This window comes from Chelatococcus sp. XZ-Ab1, from assembly GCF_029309855.1.
Taxonomy (GTDB): Bacteria; Pseudomonadota; Alphaproteobacteria; order Rhizobiales; family Beijerinckiaceae; genus Chelatococcus_A; species Chelatococcus_A sambhunathii.
The window spans coordinates 639,376-654,753 of record NZ_JARKII010000001.1; the positions used below are offsets into that span (position 1 = coordinate 639,376).

At 68.9% G+C, this 15,378-nt stretch carries 20 protein-coding genes and 1 tRNA gene; 11 read left to right on the forward strand and 10 right to left on the reverse strand.

Features of this window, described 5'->3' with window-relative positions; genetic code table 11:
• Positions 1-61 precede the first annotated feature (61 nt).
• Both radC and map read right to left on the reverse strand, forming a co-directional pair.
• A complete protein-coding gene (radC, locus tag P2T65_RS03065; protein WP_055457312.1) occupies positions 62-763 on the reverse strand; it encodes a DNA repair protein RadC in 702 nt (233 codons plus the stop codon).
• Positions 760-1,587 (reverse strand): type I methionyl aminopeptidase, encoded by an 828-nt coding sequence (gene map, locus P2T65_RS03070; RefSeq protein ID WP_063189095.1) that lies wholly within the window; start codon positions 1,585-1,587, stop codon positions 760-762. Before map ends, radC begins: the two co-directional genes overlap by 4 nt.
• 186 nt (positions 1,588-1,773) lie before the next feature.
• On the opposite strand from map, the gene P2T65_RS03075 reads away from it, so the two are divergent.
• Positions 1,774-2,613, forward strand: a complete 840-nt coding sequence (locus tag P2T65_RS03075; protein WP_055457310.1) for an FkbM family methyltransferase — start codon at positions 1,774-1,776, stop codon at positions 2,611-2,613.
• Positions 2,614-2,617: 4 nt separating this feature from the next.
• On the opposite strand, the gene P2T65_RS03080 is transcribed toward P2T65_RS03075, so the two are convergent.
• Positions 2,618-2,962: a hypothetical protein gene (locus tag P2T65_RS03080; protein ID WP_055457309.1), complete on the reverse strand. Its 345-nt coding sequence runs from the start codon at positions 2,960-2,962 to the stop codon at positions 2,618-2,620.
• Positions 2,963-3,055: 93 nt separating this feature from the next.
• Entirely contained in the window at positions 3,056-3,769 is a 714-nt protein-coding gene (sfsA, locus tag P2T65_RS03085; protein ID WP_063189093.1) for a DNA/RNA nuclease SfsA, read from the reverse strand.
• 153 nt (positions 3,770-3,922) lie between these two features.
• Between sfsA and P2T65_RS03090 the strand changes: the two genes are divergently transcribed.
• Positions 3,923-4,669: a competence/damage-inducible protein A gene (locus P2T65_RS03090; protein WP_063189091.1), complete on the forward strand. Its 747-nt coding sequence runs from the start codon at positions 3,923-3,925 to the stop codon at positions 4,667-4,669.
• Positions 4,670-4,693: 24 nt separating this feature from the next.
• Positions 4,694-5,200, forward strand: a complete 507-nt coding sequence (gene gpt, locus P2T65_RS03095; protein ID WP_055457306.1) for a xanthine phosphoribosyltransferase — start codon at positions 4,694-4,696, stop codon at positions 5,198-5,200.
• Positions 5,201-5,203: 3 nt separating this feature from the next.
• On the opposite strand, the gene cbiB is transcribed toward gpt, so the two are convergent.
• Positions 5,204-6,184 carry an adenosylcobinamide-phosphate synthase CbiB gene (gene cbiB / locus P2T65_RS03100; protein ID WP_063189089.1) on the reverse strand — a complete coding sequence of 327 codons (981 nt, stop codon included), beginning with the start codon at positions 6,182-6,184 and terminating at the stop codon, positions 5,204-5,206.
• Here cbiB and cobD point away from each other — a divergent pair.
• The 4 genes from cobD (at position 6,183) to msrA (ending at position 8,646) form a co-directional block, all read left to right on the forward strand.
• Positions 6,183-7,247, forward strand: coding sequence for a threonine-phosphate decarboxylase CobD (gene cobD / locus P2T65_RS03105; RefSeq protein ID WP_055457304.1), 1,065 nt, complete (start codon positions 6,183-6,185; stop codon positions 7,245-7,247). The two genes, cbiB and cobD, sit on opposite strands and share 2 nt — an antisense overlap.
• Before the next feature lie 44 nt (positions 7,248-7,291).
• Positions 7,292-7,376 (forward strand) — tRNA-Leu (locus P2T65_RS03110).
• 139 nt (positions 7,377-7,515) lie between these two features.
• Positions 7,516-8,007 (forward strand): peptide-methionine (R)-S-oxide reductase MsrB, encoded by a 492-nt coding sequence (gene msrB, locus P2T65_RS03115; protein WP_276199161.1) that lies wholly within the window; start codon positions 7,516-7,518, stop codon positions 8,005-8,007.
• 30 nt (positions 8,008-8,037) lie between these two features.
• Complete coding sequence (gene msrA / locus P2T65_RS03120; RefSeq protein WP_055457303.1) at positions 8,038-8,646, forward strand: peptide-methionine (S)-S-oxide reductase MsrA; 609 nt, start codon at positions 8,038-8,040, stop codon at positions 8,644-8,646.
• A gap of 5 nt (positions 8,647-8,651) precedes the next feature.
• Here msrA and P2T65_RS03125 read toward each other — a convergent pair whose 3' ends face one another.
• Both P2T65_RS03125 and P2T65_RS03130 read right to left on the reverse strand, forming a co-directional pair.
• Positions 8,652-9,875 carry an FAD-dependent monooxygenase gene (locus P2T65_RS03125; protein ID WP_276199162.1) on the reverse strand — a complete coding sequence of 408 codons (1,224 nt, stop codon included), beginning with the start codon at positions 9,873-9,875 and terminating at the stop codon, positions 8,652-8,654.
• A gap of 18 nt (positions 9,876-9,893) precedes the next feature.
• The gene (locus P2T65_RS03130; RefSeq protein WP_055457301.1) at positions 9,894-10,148 is read right to left on the reverse strand and encodes a zinc-finger domain-containing protein; all 255 of its coding nucleotides are present in this window, start codon (positions 10,146-10,148) and stop codon (positions 9,894-9,896) included.
• Positions 10,149-10,356: 208 nt separating this feature from the next.
• Between P2T65_RS03130 and P2T65_RS03135 the strand changes: the two genes are divergently transcribed.
• Positions 10,357-11,127 carry an alpha/beta hydrolase gene (locus P2T65_RS03135; protein WP_276199163.1) on the forward strand — a complete coding sequence of 257 codons (771 nt, stop codon included), beginning with the start codon at positions 10,357-10,359 and terminating at the stop codon, positions 11,125-11,127.
• Between the two features lie 149 nt (positions 11,128-11,276).
• Here the strand turns inward: P2T65_RS03135 and P2T65_RS03140 are convergent, their stop codons facing one another.
• Positions 11,277-11,711: an NUDIX domain-containing protein gene (locus P2T65_RS03140; protein ID WP_276199164.1), complete on the reverse strand. Its 435-nt coding sequence runs from the start codon at positions 11,709-11,711 to the stop codon at positions 11,277-11,279.
• 10 nt (positions 11,712-11,721) lie between these two features.
• Positions 11,722-12,522 (reverse strand): enoyl-CoA hydratase, encoded by an 801-nt coding sequence (locus P2T65_RS03145; protein WP_276199165.1) that lies wholly within the window; start codon positions 12,520-12,522, stop codon positions 11,722-11,724.
• A 282-nt stretch (positions 12,523-12,804) separates the two neighbouring features.
• Between P2T65_RS03145 and cysE the strand changes: the two genes are divergently transcribed.
• Positions 12,805-13,644, forward strand: coding sequence for a serine O-acetyltransferase (gene cysE, locus P2T65_RS03150; protein ID WP_055457297.1), 840 nt, complete (start codon positions 12,805-12,807; stop codon positions 13,642-13,644).
• 79 nt (positions 13,645-13,723) lie between these two features.
• Positions 13,724-13,936 carry a DUF3126 family protein gene (locus P2T65_RS03155; protein ID WP_055457296.1) on the forward strand — a complete coding sequence of 71 codons (213 nt, stop codon included), beginning with the start codon at positions 13,724-13,726 and terminating at the stop codon, positions 13,934-13,936.
• 64 nt (positions 13,937-14,000) lie between these two features.
• Here P2T65_RS03155 and P2T65_RS03160 read toward each other — a convergent pair whose 3' ends face one another.
• Entirely contained in the window at positions 14,001-14,675 is a 675-nt protein-coding gene (locus tag P2T65_RS03160) for a hypothetical protein (protein ID WP_055457295.1), read from the reverse strand.
• Positions 14,676-14,845: 170 nt separating this feature from the next.
• Between P2T65_RS03160 and P2T65_RS03165 the strand changes: the two genes are divergently transcribed.
• A complete protein-coding gene (locus P2T65_RS03165) occupies positions 14,846-15,376 on the forward strand; it encodes a gamma carbonic anhydrase family protein (protein ID WP_055457869.1) in 531 nt (176 codons plus the stop codon).
• Positions 15,377-15,378 lie beyond the last annotated feature (2 nt).

Here is a 15,378-nt window from a genome sequence, read left to right on the forward strand (position 1 = left end):
CCCCACCGTGCCGCACGTTCCTTTAAATCAAGTTTCCTTTTCTGTCGCCTGCGCGGTTTTCTCACTCCAGCAGCCCCAGCCCGCGAAAGCTCGCGTGGCCGTCGCGACCGACGATGATGTGATCGTGCACCATGACGCCGAGCGGCTCGGCAATCTCGCCGATGGTCCGCGTCATCTTGATGTCGGCGGACGAGGGCGTCGGATCGCCTGACGGGTGATTGTGCACGAGGATGATTGCCGTTGCCGAAAGTTCGAGCGCCCGCTTGACGACCTCGCGCGGATAGACCGGCGTATGGTCGACGGTGCCGGTCTGCTGCAGTTCGTCGGCGATCAGGCCGTTGCGCTTGTCGAGGAAGAGGACGCGGAAATGCTCCTTGTCCGCGAAGGCCATGGCCGTGCGGCAATAATCGATGACGGCGTTCCAGGAGGAGAGCAGGGGGCGCTTGGCAACGGCGCCGCGCGTGATGCGCCGGGCCGCGGCCTCGACGATCTTGAGGTCGGTGACGACGCTGTCGCCGATGCCTTCGACCTCGGCGAGGCGCGAGGGCGGCGCCGCGAGCACCTCGGCGAAGGACCCGAAGCGCCGGATCAGCTCCTTCGCCAGCGCCTTCACGTCCCGCCGCGGGATCGAGCGGAACAGCACGAGCTCGAGCAGTTCGTAGTCGGCGAGCGCGGCTTCTCCAGCCTCCCGGAAACGGCTGCGCAGCCGCTCGCGGTGGCCATGGTAGTGGGGCGTGTCCTCGGCGTCGCCGACGGTGGTCATGCAGGCGTCTTGTAGGGGGGCTGATGATAGCCCTTGGGGGAGAGCGTGAAGATCTCGACGCCGGTTTCGGTGACGCCGACGGTATGTTCGAACTGCGCCGAGAGCGAACGGTCGCGCGTGACCGCGGTCCACCCGTCGGACAGGACCTTCACGTGCGGACGACCGAGATTGATCATCGGCTCGATGGTGAAGATCATGCCCGGCTTCAGCGGCACGCCTTCGCCGCGCCGGCCGAAGTGCAGGATGCTCGGCTGCTCGTGGAAGGAGCGGCCGACGCCATGGCCGCAGAAGTCGCGCACCACGGAGCAGCGCTCGCCCTCGGCATATTCCTGGATGACCGCGCCGATGTCGCCCGTCGTCGCGCCGGGGCGCACGACGGCGATGCCGCGCATCATGGCCTCGTAGGTTACGTCCATCAGGCGCTGGGCGCGGCGAGGAACCTCGCCGACGGGGTACATGCGGCTCGAATCGCCGTACCACCCATCGACGATGAAGGTCACGTCGATGTTGACAATGTCGCCTTCGCGCAACGGCTTCTCGTCCGGCTGGCCGTGGCACACCACGTGGTTGATCGATGTGCAGCACGAATGGCGGTAGCCGCGATACATCAGCGTCGCCGACAGGGCCCCGTGGTCCATGGCGAACTGGAACACCATCCGGTCGATTTCGGCGGTCGTGACACCAGGGGCCACGTGGCCGGCCAGCATGTCGAGGCACTCGGCAACGAGGCGGCCGGCCTTGCGCATGCCCTCGAAACCCTCGGGGCCATAATAGACGATATTGTTGGCGCGGCGCGGCGCAAGTTCGCTGTCGAGATCTACCATGTCGCTTGTCCGGGGCGCCCCCGCGCCCGATCACTGCCCCAATCTATTGATCAAAGCCGCCGACGCAAGGGATGGCGCGAAAGGCGCGGGTGATGTCGGCGCTGGCGCCGGCGGGCGGTGACGTGTATGGCAAGAGCAAGACGAAACGGGCGGCGCCCTTCCCGAACACGCCGCGATCCCAGGACGATGACGATCAGCTCCTTCAACGATACCGAACCCTTCGGCCGCTTCGCGCCCAGGTCGCTGGCCCGGACGATGATCGAGATGACGCGCAGCCTGCCGGAAAGCTGGCTGGGCAAGCGCGCCGCCTATGGCCTCAGGCGGCTCGTGATCAACCGTCTCGACGGCGCGCCGGTCGATGTCGAGACGCTGGGGGCGCGCATGCGCCTCTACCCCTACGACAACGTCTGCGAAAAGAAGATCCTGTTCACGCCGCAGTTCTTCGACCGGCAAGAGCGGGCGCTGCTTGCCGAGCGCATCGGCGACGGCTTCGTCTTCATGGACGTGGGGGCGAATGTCGGCGCCTATGCGCTCTTCGTGGCGGCGCTCGCGGGCCCGCGTGCACGCATTCTCGCCGTCGAGCCGCAGCCCGACATCTTCGAGCGCCTGGTCTTCAACATCAGCCTCAATCCTTTCGGGACTATCAAGGCGGTGGCTTGCGCCGTCGCGGACCGGGCGGGCGAACTGACGCTCTTTCTCGACCACGAGAACCGCGGCGAGTCGAGCGTCAAGATCGTCGGCTCCGGCACCGCCAAGTCGGTGCGCGTACCGGCGACGACGCTGGCCGACCTCGCGCGCGAGGAGGGGTTCGAGCGCATCGATGCCATCAAGCTCGACGTCGAGGGAGCGGAGGATCTGATCCTCGAGCCATTCCTGCAGCATGCGTCGCCGTCGCTCTTTCCGCGGCTCGTCATCCTGGAGGATGGCAGCGGGCGCTGGCAGATCGACCTGCCTGCGCTGTTGCGCGAGAAGGGTTACAAGCTCCTCGTCAAGACGCGGATGAATTTCGTCTTCGAGCGGTCGTGAGCCGTCATTTCTTACCGCGCGTTTCCTGATCGAGCTTGAGGCACTCGTAGAGCTCGACATAGCTCGGCAGGTCGGCGCCACGTGTCTCCGAGAGGCATTCGTCGCGCTGGACCGCGGGGAAGCTCGCCCATTCCTTCTCCAGCGTGGCGTGGGTGCCGTTCTCCTGCGCCATACAGCCGTCGAAGGCCGCCTGGTCGAACTGCCGGCTCTGGCCGAGCGCGTCGGCGGTGGCGGCGTCGCGGCAGCTGCGCTCGACGTCGAGAGCCGGTGGCCCGTCCGCCGCGAGGCTCTGCTGCAGGCCGAGGACAAGAAGCGGAACGGCGAGAAAAGCAAGATGGGCGGGCAGCATCGTTGACCCCCGGCATGACGGCCGTCGAGGCGAGGGCGACGGTCCGCGTGCCGCAGCATAGCGCAACAGAGGAACGGCCGTTAGTCCGGCGGATCAGACGAGGATGGGCAGCGGCGTCTCGGCGACGATGCCGGCCGGCGTCACGCGGCAGGCGAGCGCATAGGCCTCGACGCCGCGTGCGCGGGCCCGCGCGAAGGCGCGGGCATAGGCAGGGTCGAGATCGGCGGCGAGCGTGAAGGCCTCCGCCTCCATCTGGACGATGAACAGCATCGCGGCGCGCGCGCCGGTTTCCACCATGTCGCCGAGCTCCTCGAGATGCTTGGCGCCGCGGGCGGTGACGCAATCCGGGAATTCGGCGAGGCCGGGCCGGCGCATCAGATGGACGTTCTTGACTTCGACGTAGCAGGGCGGGCGCCCATCCGCCTCGAGCAGGATGTCGACGCGGCTCGTCCGGCCGTACCTGACCTCGCGCCGCAGGCGCTCGTAACCCGCGAGTTGCGGAATGAGCGCGGCCGCGATCGCCTCTGCGGCAAGGAGGTTGGGATGACCCGTGTTGATGCCGACGAGTTGCGGCCCGCGCCAGCCGAAGTCCACCTCGACCAGCTCCCAGGAGAGCGGCAGCTTGCGTGCCGGATTGGCCGAGCGCGAGAGGAAGACGCGGCTCCCGGGTGTCAGGAGGCCGAGCATGGCGCCGGGATTGGCGCAATGGACGGTGACGATGTCGTCTTCGCGAAGTGCGATATCGGCGAGAAAGCGCTTGTAGCGGCGCAGGAGGCGCCCTTCGGCGAGGGGGCTGTCAAACTGCATCGACTCCTCCGGCTGGACGGCCGGCAGGTAGCAGCGCCATGCCTCCGCGACAAGCCGGCGGGCAGCTTTGCTCTTGATCTTGCCCCGCCATGCCGCGAAAACCCCTTCCGACGGCGGCGGGTGATGCCATAAAGCCGGGCGAGGGAGACATGCATGGCGGCAGCAGCACAGGGCCCGGTGACGGCGGCGGTTCTCGTCATTGGTGACGAGATCCTGTCCGGACGCACCAAGGACAAGAACATCGGCTATATCGCTGACTACCTCACCGCCATCGGCATCGACCTGCGCGAGGTGCGCATCGTGCCGGACGCGGAAGCGGAGATCGTCGCCGCGGTCAACGCGCTCAGGGCCCGCTACGACTATCTCTTCACCACCGGCGGCATTGGGCCGACGCATGACGACATCACGGCGGACAGCGTCGCCAAGGCCTTCGGCGTCGGCATCGGCGAGGACTCGCGCGCCATCGCGATGCTCCTCGAACGCATCAGGCCGGAGGACCTCAACGAAGCGCGCCGGCGCATGGCGCGCATCCCGCACGGGGCCGAGCTCATCGCCAATCCCGTTTCCAAGGCGCCGGGCTTCCGCATCGGCAACGTCATCGTCATGGCGGGCGTGCCCGCCATCATGCAGGCGATGCTCGACGAGGTGGCGCCGACGTTGAGCACCGGGCGGCGCATGCTCTCGGCCACCATCCGTGCCGACGCGAAGGAGGGCGACATCGCCGCGCCGCTGAAGGCGATCGCCGACGCCCATCCCGACGTCTCCATCGGCAGCTATCCCTTCTCCGAAGATGGCCGCTTCAATACCAACATCGTCGTGCGCAGTCGCGATGCGGCGCGCCTCGAAGCCGTCCGCGCCGCCGTGGCCGAGATGGTCGCGCGGCTCCACGCGGCGTCCTGACGTTCGATACCAGAGGCAAGACCCATGTCGCCCACCTCCGAAAAGGCCTTTCCCGTCTCCTGGGACCAGTTCCACCGCGATGCGCGCGCGCTCGCCTGGCGCTTGCACGGCGCCGGGCCCTTCGAGGCTATCGTCTGCATCACGCGCGGCGGCCTCGTGCCTGCGGCGGTCGTGGCACGCGAACTCGAGATCCGCCTCATCGAGACGGTCTGCATCGCGAGCTACCACGACTACCAGAACCAGGGCGAGCTGATTGTCCTCAAGGAGATCGATCCGAAGATCCGTGCGCTCGGCGATGGCAGCGGTGCAGGAGTGCTCGTCGTGGACGACCTCGTCGACACGGGCAAGACGGCGCGCATGGTGCGGCAGATGCTGCCCAAGGCGCATTTCGCCACCGTCTATGCCAAGCCGCAGGGCCGGCCGGTGGTCGATACCTTCGTCACCGAGGTGTCGCAGGACACCTGGATCTACTTCCCCTGGGACATGGGCCTCACCTTCCAGCCGCCGATCCGCAACGGCGCGTCCGGCTGAGCCTCAGGCGAGCACCAGCGCCGCAAGGGCGGCGAGGACGAGCCACTGCAGCATCGAGGCGCGCCGGAAGAGCGCGAGCGCGCGGCGGATGTCGGCGGCCGTCGCCTCGGCGCGGCCGTTTCCCATGAAGGCGTCCTCGACGCGCGTCGTGCCGTAGATGCGCGGGCCGGCGAGCCTGAGGCCGAGCGCGCCCGCCATGGCGGCTTCCGGCCAGCCGGCATTGGGCGAGCGATGGCGGCGGGCGTCGCGGCGCACGGCGGCGATCGCCGCACGCGCATCGGCGCCGCGCGTCAGCGCCGCCGCGAGCACGAGAAAGAGAGCTGTCAGGCGCGAGGCCGGCAGGTTGACGAGATCATCGAGGCGGGCCGCGGCCCAGCCGAAGGCGGCATGCCTTTCGGTCTTGTGGCCGATCATGCTGTCGGCCGTGTTGATGGCCTTGTAGGCTGCTGCTCCGGGCAAACCCGCCACGGCCAGCCAGAAGACCGGCGCGACGACGCCATCCGAAAAGTTCTCGGCGAGGCTTTCGACGGCGGCGCGGGCGACGCCCGCCTCGTCGAGCGTTTCGGGGTTGCGGCCGACGATCATGGCCACTGCCTGGCGCCCGCCGTGGAGCCCCTCCGTTTCCAGTCCGACGGCGACGGCCGCGACATGCTCGTGAAGGCTGCGCTGTGCAACGAGGCTCGATGCGACAGCGGCGACCGCGACGAGTGCCAGCGGACCCAGGAGGCCCAGCAATGCCTCCTGCAGGAGGAGGGCGGGGATTGCCGCAGCAGCGACGATGACGAGAAGGGCGATAACGCCCCCGGCGCGCCGCGTGGTAAATGATTCGTTCTGCCTGTTGAGATGCCGGTCGAGCCATGCGATGAGCAGTCCCAGCCAGGTCACGGGATGGCCGGCGACACGGAAGAGGGCGCGCGGATAACCGGCAATCGCCTCAAGAGCGACGGTGAGCGCGGCGAGGGGAAGGGCAAACGTGAGATCCATGACGGAGCATGCCGATAGCATGGCTCAGCCCGGCAGCCGAGACGGCATTGTGCACGGTGGGGACCTCGGCGTGGCGCGCCGGCTGTTCCCGGCCGCGCCGCAGCCGTGGCTCGACCTGTCGACGGGCATCAATCCGCATCCGTTTCCATTGCCGTCGCTCGCGGCGGACTGCTGGACCCGCCTGCCGGAGGAAGGGGAGCGGCGGCAGCTGGAGGCGAAGGCGGTCGCGGCCTATGGTGTTGCGCCGCAGGCCCGTTGCGTTGCGGCGCCGGGCACACAGGCGCTCATCCAGCTGCTGCCGCGCCTGCGTCCGCGCGGCCGCGTCGCGGTTCTCGGCCCGACCTACGGCGAACACGTCACGGCGTGGCAGGCGGCGGGGCATGACGTGCGCGTCACCGCGAGCGTGGATGATCTTGCCGCCTCGGACGTGGCGGTGATCGTCAATCCCAACAACCCGGATGGGCACACGTTGCCGCCGGCCGCGATCGTCGCCCTTGCCGGGCGCATGCGCCACTGGGACGGTCTCGTCATCGTCGACGAGGCTTTCGCCGATGTGATGCCGCAGGTGAGCTGTGCCGGGCTGCTCGACGCCGCCGCGCCGATCCTGCTGCTGCGCTCCTTCGGCAAGGCCTACGGCCTCGCCGGGGTGCGCCTCGGCTTTGCCATCACGGTCGACGAGGCGCTGGCCGGGCAGATCCGGCAGGAACTCGGCCCGTGGGCCGTTCCCGGCCCGACGCTGGCCGTCGGGCTTGCGGCGCTTGGCGACCGCGTCTGGATCGAGGCCATGCGGCACCGGCTCGCGAGCGATGCGGCTCGGCTCGACACGCTGCTGGCCGGCCCGGAGCTTGCGGTCGTCGGCGGCACGCCGCTCTTCCGGCTGGTCGAGACGAGCCGCGCCGGGGCGCTGTTCGAGCATCTGGGCGCACGCGGTATCTACGTCCGCCGTTTCGACCAGGCGCCGAACCGCCTACGCTTCGGCCTGCCGGGGGATGAAGCGGCCTGGACCCGCCTTGCCACCGCCCTTGCACAATTTCCGCAGCGAAGGGCCTCGAAGCGCGCGTGAGCCGGGTTGCGCCCGCTCCCGGCGGGCGGTAACCCTCGCCGCATGCGGACGTGGCGAAACTGGTAGACGCAAGGGACTTAAAATCCCTCGGGCTTGCCCGTGCGGGTTCGATCCCCGCCGTCCGCACCAGACTGACCGCGCCCTCACACGGGCGTGACATCGCGCCTTCGTGACAGCCGGTCCGTCCCCGCCGGCCTATCCTTGCGCCGCACGATCCGACAGCGGCCGCGTCCCGCCTCGTGGGGCCGGCCGGAACCTGGGTGGGACGATGATGAGCCGCAGGAACATTCTGGGGGGAGGCGCACTGGCCGCGGGAGCGGCTGCGGTCGGACGCCTCTTCGGCGCCCGCGAGGAAGTGAAGGCCGCGGGGCGCTTTCCCGTCGAGAAGAGTGACGAGGAGTGGCGGGCGCAGCTCACGCCGGCGCAATATAACGTCCTGCGCAAGCATGGCACCGAGCGAGCCGGGACGAGCCCGCTCAACGGCGAGAAGCGCGCCGGCATCTATCATTGCGCCGGCTGCGGGCAGGCCGTGTTCTCCTCCTCGACGAAGTTCGAGAGCGGCACGGGCTGGCCGAGCTTCTATGCACCCATTGCAGGAGCGGTCGGCACGTCGGAGGACCGCAGCTTCTTCATGACCCGCACCGAGGTGCATTGCAGCCGTTGCGGTGGCCATCTCGGCCATGTCTTCGACGACGGGCCGCCGCCGACGGGCCTGCGCTATTGCATGAACGGTGTCGCCATGACCTTCACGCCGTCGTAGGCTCGATCATTTCCGACCGGTGGTGGCGACATGCGTTCCTTTGCTCTCGGTCCCCTCTTTCTTAGCCTGGCCCTCGTTTTCGGCGCCCCGGCAGCGGCTGTTGCGCAAGACGGGGAGGGCGGCGCGAGCGCCATCTTCGCCGGCGGCTGCTTCTGGTGCATGGAGCCGCCCTTCGACGCCGTGCCGGGCGTGACGGCGACGATCTCCGGCTATATCGGCGGGCGAACGCCGAACCCGACCTATAACGAAGTCTCCTCGGGCCGGACCGGCCACAAGGAGGCGGTGAGGGTGGTGTACGACCCTTCGCGCGTCACCTACGAGCAATTGCTCGCCATCTTCTGGCGCAACATCGATCCCCATGACGCGCGGGGCCAGTTCTGTGACAGGGGCGACCAGTATACCTCGGCGATCTTTGTCGCCTCGCCCGAGCAGCGCCAGGCGGCCGAGGCCTCGCTCAGGGCGGTGAGCGCGCGGCTCAACGGGCGCGTCGTCACCGAGATCCTGCCGGCCGCGACCTTCCATCCGGCCGAGGATTACCACCAGAACTATTACCGCAAGAACGCGGCAAAATATAAGTATTACCGCTTCGCCTGCGGCCGCGACCGGCGGCTCGAGGAGGTGTGGGGCCCGGCCTCCTGATCCCTTCAGGCCGCGCTCAACCGGGCGTCGCGCCGCTGCGGTGGCTCCCATCCGTAAAGCCAGGCGTAGCGCGCCAGCATCGCCTCGCCGCTCAGGCGCGACATGACGAGGTTGCGCATGAGCGAGAGCGGGGCCGGCATGTGGTAGACGCGCCCGTTCTCGCGTGCCGCCTGCTGCACGCGCACGGCCCGCGCCTGTCGGGCGGTCTCGTAGGCGCGCAAGGCGGCCGGTACATCGTCCGGCTTGCTGGCGAGGGCATCGGCGAGAACGGCCGCATCCTCGATGGCGAGCGCGCCGCCCTGGGCGAGAAAGGGCAGCACCGGGTGGGCTGCATCGCCGAGGAGTGTGACCGGTCCTCGGCCCCAGGGGCGCGGCGGCGGCAGGTCGAAGAGGGACCACACGCGCCAGTCGAGCGGCCGGGCTGCGATGGCGCTGAGCGTGGGCACGGCGCGGCCGAGGTGCTGCGCCACATCGGCCTCATGGGCCTTGCTGTTCCACTCGTTCACCGAGCCATCCGCCCGTGCGACGAGGACGATATTGACCAGGCGGCCGCGGCTGACCGGATAGTGAACGAGGTGCATGCCGCGGCCGAGCCACAGCCCCGTGACGTTGCCGGCCATCTCCTCCGGCACTTCGCCGGCCGGGATGGTGGCGCGCCAGGCGGCATAGCCGCGATAGACGGGCTTGCGTTTGTCCCCGAGCGCCGCGCGCACCGATGACCAGATGCCGTCGGCGCCGACGGCGAGGCCGGCCTCACGCTCCTCGCTCGCGCCGCCGGCGGTCTCGACGGCGAGGCGCGCCTTGTTCCCATCGACCGTGACCGCGGTGACCTTGCGGCCGACGGCCATGCGGATATTCGGCTCGCCGCGCGCGGCGTCGAGCAGCAGGGTGTGCAGGTCGGCTCGGTGGATCACCCAATAGGGCGCGCCGAAGCGCGCGCGCATCGCCTCGCCAAGGGGCATCGTCGCAAGCCGGCGGCCGGACGACAGCGAGCGGACGACCAACTCATCGGGCGTCACCGCATGGCGTGCGAGCGCCGGGGCGAGGCCAAGCGCAACGAGCACGCGGCTGGCATTGGGCGAGAGCTGGATGCCCGCACCAGCCTCCTCGAGCGTGGTGCGCCGCTCGAGCAGCGTGACGGCTCGGCCCTGGCGGGCGAGAAGGAGTGCCGCGGTCAGGCCGCCGATGCCGGCGCCGACGACGACGGCCGGTGGCGTGCTCTCAGGCATGATCGGGCTCCGCGGGCCTCAGGCGGCCGTTGCGGCTTCCGCGTGCCACAGGCAGTCGGCCGGCTCGCTTTCCTCGGCCTTGAGCGTTGCCTTGTAGCGGTAGAGCGTCGAGCAATAGGGGCAGACGATCTCGTTGTCGTCGCCCATGTCGAGGAAGACGTGGGGATGGTCGAAGGGCGGCTTGGCCCCGATGCACATGAACTCGTGCACGCCGACGTGGATGACGGCGACGCCCGTATCGTTGTGGAAGTGGGGGACGGATTTCGCGGCCATTGCCCTTGACCTCATCTTGGCGGATCAGCGATTTGCGGCGCACCATAGAGCATGGCGCGAAAAAGTGGAGACCGGTTTTTCGCCTGCGACCTGCGACAAATGAATAACCTGTCGCTTGCCCAGCGCTGGCCGACCCCCGCCCGCGGCATGCGTTCACCCGATGGAAACCCGTGGCCCCTATGGGTGGGGGCTGCAGAGCGAGAGAGACATGCATTTCTTCAGTTCCGACGGCGTCCGCCTCGCCTATGTCGACGTCCCCGCGCACGAGGGCGAGGGGCGCCCCGTCATCCTGGTGCACGGCTTCGCCTCGAACCATTCGGTCAACTGGGTGAACACGCTGTGGACGACGACGCTGGCGCGCGCCGGGCGGCGCGTCATCGCGCTCGACAACCGCGGCCACGGGCAGAGCGAGAAGCTCTACGAGCCGTCCGCCTATCATTCCGACGTCATGGCCGAGGACGTGCGGCGGCTGATGGACCATCTCGACCTCGCCGAGGCGGATGTCGTCGGCTATTCCATGGGCGCGCGCATCACGGCGCATCTCGCGCTGCGCCATCCGGGCCGCGTGCGCTCGGCCGTGCTCGGCGGACTCGGCATTCATCTCATCCAGGGCGTCGGCCTGCCGCTCGGCATCGCCGATGCGATGGAGGCGCCTTCGCTCGATGGGCTGAGGGATCCGATGCAGCGCCTGTTCCGCGCCTTCGCGGAGCAGACGAAGAGCGACCTCAAGGCGCTCGCAGCCTGCATCCGCGGTTCGCGCCAGACATTGACACGCGAGGAGGTGGGGACGATCGCGGTGCCGGTGCTCGTCGCCGTCGGCACCAACGATCCCATCGCCGGCTCGCCGCATGAGCTTGCAGCGCTCCTGCCACATGGCCGGGCGCTCGACATTCCCGGTCGGGATCACAACCTTGCGGTGGGCGACAAGGTGCACAAGCAGGGCGTCGTCGCGTTCCTCGCCGAGCAGGACGAGGCGTGAGGGCAAGAAGCGGAATCTTCTGAATCGCTTGCCGGGGGAAGCTCAGGTGGCGATTCCGGCGCTTGAGAAACGGATTCAGCGGCCTCGCGTATTGAATCCGGAACTTGAGAAATTGAATCAGCTGATGGCCGTGTGGCTCGCAAGCCGATTCAGCGGACGATGCCAAGGTCCTGAGCGGGAATGGTTTTTGCAAGCAGCGGCAGAACCTTGTGGCGGATCAGGCTGGCGAGAGGCCAGCGGTCGGCCTCGTGCAAGGGGAGCCATGACAGTTCCGCGATTTCGGCAGCGGCGCGCGGCGTGCCTGCGAGGTGCACGGCAAAGAGATGGGCGATGACATCGGTGTCCGGCTCGTTGGCGGCGGGCGCCGTGAAGACGCCGAGCGAGTGGAGGGTGCCGGGCTGCGGTGCGACGCCGAGTTCCTCGGCGAGCTCGCGCGCGAGGGCGGCCTCCGGCGCTTCGCCGGGTTCGATCTTGCCGCCGGGCTGGATGAAGATGTCGCTGCCGTGCTTGCGCACGAGGAGAAGGCGCCCCTTTTCGTCGCGCACGGCCGCCACGGCGATCCTGAGACACTTGCGGTTCGTCACCGTCCTCACCTCATCGTCCGGTGAAGCGGGGCGCGCGTTTGCCGAGGAAGGCGGCGCAGCCTTCCGCATAATCGGCGCTGGCGAAGCACGCATCGGCCAGGGCCTGGAGGTCGTTCGGCGTGCCAGCGCCAGGCAGGCCCGCAGCCGTGGCGACGGCCGCCTTGGCGGCGCGGATGGTCAGCGGCGCATTCACGGCGATGGTCTCGGCAAGACCTGCGGCCGCGCGCTCGATGTCGCCGGCGGGCACCACCTTCTGGACGAGGCCGAGGGTGAGCGCCTCCGCCGCCTCGATGCGGCGGGCGGTGAAGATGAGGTCCTTGGCGGCGGCCGCGCCGATGGCGGCGACAATCATGCCCATGCCGGCCGGCGGATAACCGACGCCGAGCCGTGCGGCGGGAATGGCGAAGACGGCATCGTCGGCGGCAATGCGCAGGTCGCAGGCCAGCGCGATGCCGAGCCCTCCGCCGAGGCAGAAGCCGCGGATCAGGGCCAGCACCGGCTTCGGACAGGCGGCGACGGCCTCGAAGGCGGCGAGATTCGCCGCCTCGTAGGCGCGCCCGCCCTCCGGGCTCGCGCGGAGAGAGCCGAACTCGCCGATGTCGGCGCCGGCTGTGAAGGCGACGTCGCCCGCGCCGCGGATGATGACGACGCGCACGTTGTCGTCGGCACCGAGGGTCGCCATGACCTGCGGGAAGGCGCGCCAGGTGGCGAAATCGATGGCGTTGCGGCGCGCCTCGTTATCGATGGTCATTGTGGCGATGCCGGAGGCGACTGACAGGCGCAGGCTGTGGGAGGCGACGGGGGATGGCATCGGCAGGTCCTCGCTCACTGATCCTGGCTTGCATATCGGGCCGACTCGGCGGTTCGAACGATCATATAGGCTGACGCTCCTGCGGCGCGATCCGCGCGATATCGTCCGCGCGCTCGAGGCGGCGAACCGGTGACCTGCCGCTCGCGTCCTGCGACGATACAATCTGCCGCGCGACCCTTCCGCATGCCCCTTGGCGTGCCGGCCATGGCGCCCTAACTTAAGCGCACCTTGCGGTGGGGCCGAGCTGTCCGGCCGTGGGCGCGCAACGACGAGGAGACGAGCATGGCCCCCGGTCAGACGAAGGCGAGCGAGCACAGGCGCCACGGTCTCGAGGCGGTCGATCCGGTGTGGACGCGGCTGCGCGAGGAGGCCGAGGCGGTGGTGGCACGCGAGCCGGAGCTTGCCGGCTTCGTCATCGCCACCATCCTCAACCACGAGACACTGGAATCGGCGATCATCCACCGTGTCGCCTCGCGGCTCGACCATGACGTGGTTTCGAGCGAGCTCATCAGCCAGGTCTTTACTGCCGCAATCGCAGATTCGCCGGAGATCGGCGAGGCCTTCCGGGCCGATATCGTCGCTGTCGCCGACCGTGACCCGGCCTGCACGCGGCTGATCGAGCCTGTGCTCTATTTCAAGGGCTTCCACGCCATCCAGACCTACCGGCTGGCCCACTGGCTGTGGCAGCAGGGACGGCGCGACTTCGCGCTTTACCTGCAGAGCCGATCGTCCGAGGTGTTCCAGACGGACATCAACCCCGCTGCCCGCATCGGCAAGGGCATCTTCCTCGACCATGCCACGGGGCTCGTCGTCGGCCAGACAGCCGTCGTCGAGGACAATGTGTCGATCCTGCAGGGCGTCACCCTAGGGGGCACGGGCAAGGAGCGCGGCGACCGCCATCCCAAGATTCGTCAGGGCGTCCTGATCGGCGCCGGCGCCAAGATCCTCGGCAATATCGAGGTAGGGCAGTGCGCCCGTGTGGCCGCCGGCTCGGTCGTTTTGCACGCGGTGCCGCGCAACACGACGGTCGCGGGCGTGCCGGCGCGGGTCGTCGGCACCGCCGGCTGTGCCGAGCCGGCGCGCAGCATGGACCAGATCCTCGCCGAGAAGTTGGGGGATTGAGGGCCTTCGCTCTTGCCCGTGGGCCTTGTTCCATGGCAAGCGGGGCCCTTCCGAAGACCCGAACACGAGAGGCGGCGCCATGGACAAGAACGAACTTGCCAAAGTCGAGCGGTTTCTGCGCCGCACCTTCGCCAATGCCGGCATTCGCGTCGTTGCGCGCCCGCGCAAGACCGACTCGGCGGAGGTCTATATCGGGGAAGAGTTCGTCGGTGTGCTCTTCCTCGACGACGAGGACGGCGACAAGTCCTACAGCTTCCAGATGGCGATCCTCGACGCCGATCTCGAGGACTGAGCCGGCAAGGCCATCAAGAAGGGCGCGCCCGGCGACCGGCGCGCCCTTTTTCGTTGTCGGGTCGTCATTGCGACTCGGGCGGCGGCGACATGATCGCGATGAGCCGTTCGGCGCTGGCGCCGAGCCGGGGCCAGTCGGCGAGGCGTTCGGAGTCGAAGCGGAGCATGACGTCGATGCCGGCAAGTCGCATCACCGTGGTACAGAGCGGAGCGACGATGCCCGTCGCGCCTGCGCGCGTGCAACGGGCGAAGAAACGCCGTCCGTCGGGCGGGGCGAGGTAAAGCTCCTCGCCCGCGTAGGGCGTGCCAGGGCGGAAGCGGCGCAGCACGAGGCCGCCGGGGCCGGGCCAGGTCTCGGGCGCGAGAAAACGCAAGTAGAGCTTCGCCGGCCGCTCGGCAGGGTCGAGCGCCGCGTCCGCCGGGACGAGGGTGACAGTCACGATTTCTGCATCGCTGGCGGCAGCGGTGCCCGGCCAGGGGATGGCGAGATCGAGCCGGGGTACTGTGCCGCCCGACCGGTCCATCGTCTCGCGCAGCCAGGATGCGGGCACGCTCAGCGCGTGACCGGCGAGTTCGTAGCCGATGCGGGCTGGAGCAGGTTTCTCCGGGGCAGCAGGACGAAGGAAGAAGATGCCGGCCAGCACGGCGGCGCCCGCGGCCGCCGCGGCGAGCGACAAGCACAGCAGGATCGAAAGCCGGCGGGCAACAACGGAGAAAAGCCTTTCTGCTGCAAGGACCATGGTTGACGTGATCTCCAGACCACCGGACGGCGGCTGCGGCCAAATTGCGCCATCTTGCCTAAAGCCGCGTTAACCAAGCCCGGCACCGCTGTCCTTCCCAACAGGGGAGGACGGGCTTGACGGGCGGCTTCCGGCGGGCCCTCCTTGCGCCATCGACTGTGGAGACCGTGATGCCCGTCTATGCCCTTGGCGATCTCAGCCCCGAATTGCCCGCCGCCGATCGTTTCTGGATCGCGCCCGATGCGCATGTGATCGGCCGCGTCCGGCTCGGTGACGAAGTCGGGGTGTGGTTCGGCGCCGTGCTGCGCGGCGACAACGAGCTGATCGACATCGGCGACCGCAGCAACATTCAGGAAGGCGCCATGCTGCACACGGACATGGGCTTTCCGCTCACCGTGGGGCCGGATTGCACCATCGGCCACCACGCCATCCTGCACGGCTGCCGCATCGGCGCTTCAACCCTCATCGGCATGGGCGCCACGGTGCTCAACGGCGCGCGCATCGGCAACAATTGCCTCGTCGGCGCCAACGCGCTCGTCACTGAGGGCAGGGAGTTTCCCGACGGCTCGCTCATCGTCGGCGCACCGGCCCGGGCCGTGCGCGCCCTCGACGAGAAGGCCCTCGCCGGGCTCAGGCTGTCGGCCATGGGCTATGTCGGCAACTGGCGCCGGTTCGCGGCGGGGCTGAAGCGGCTCGACTGAGC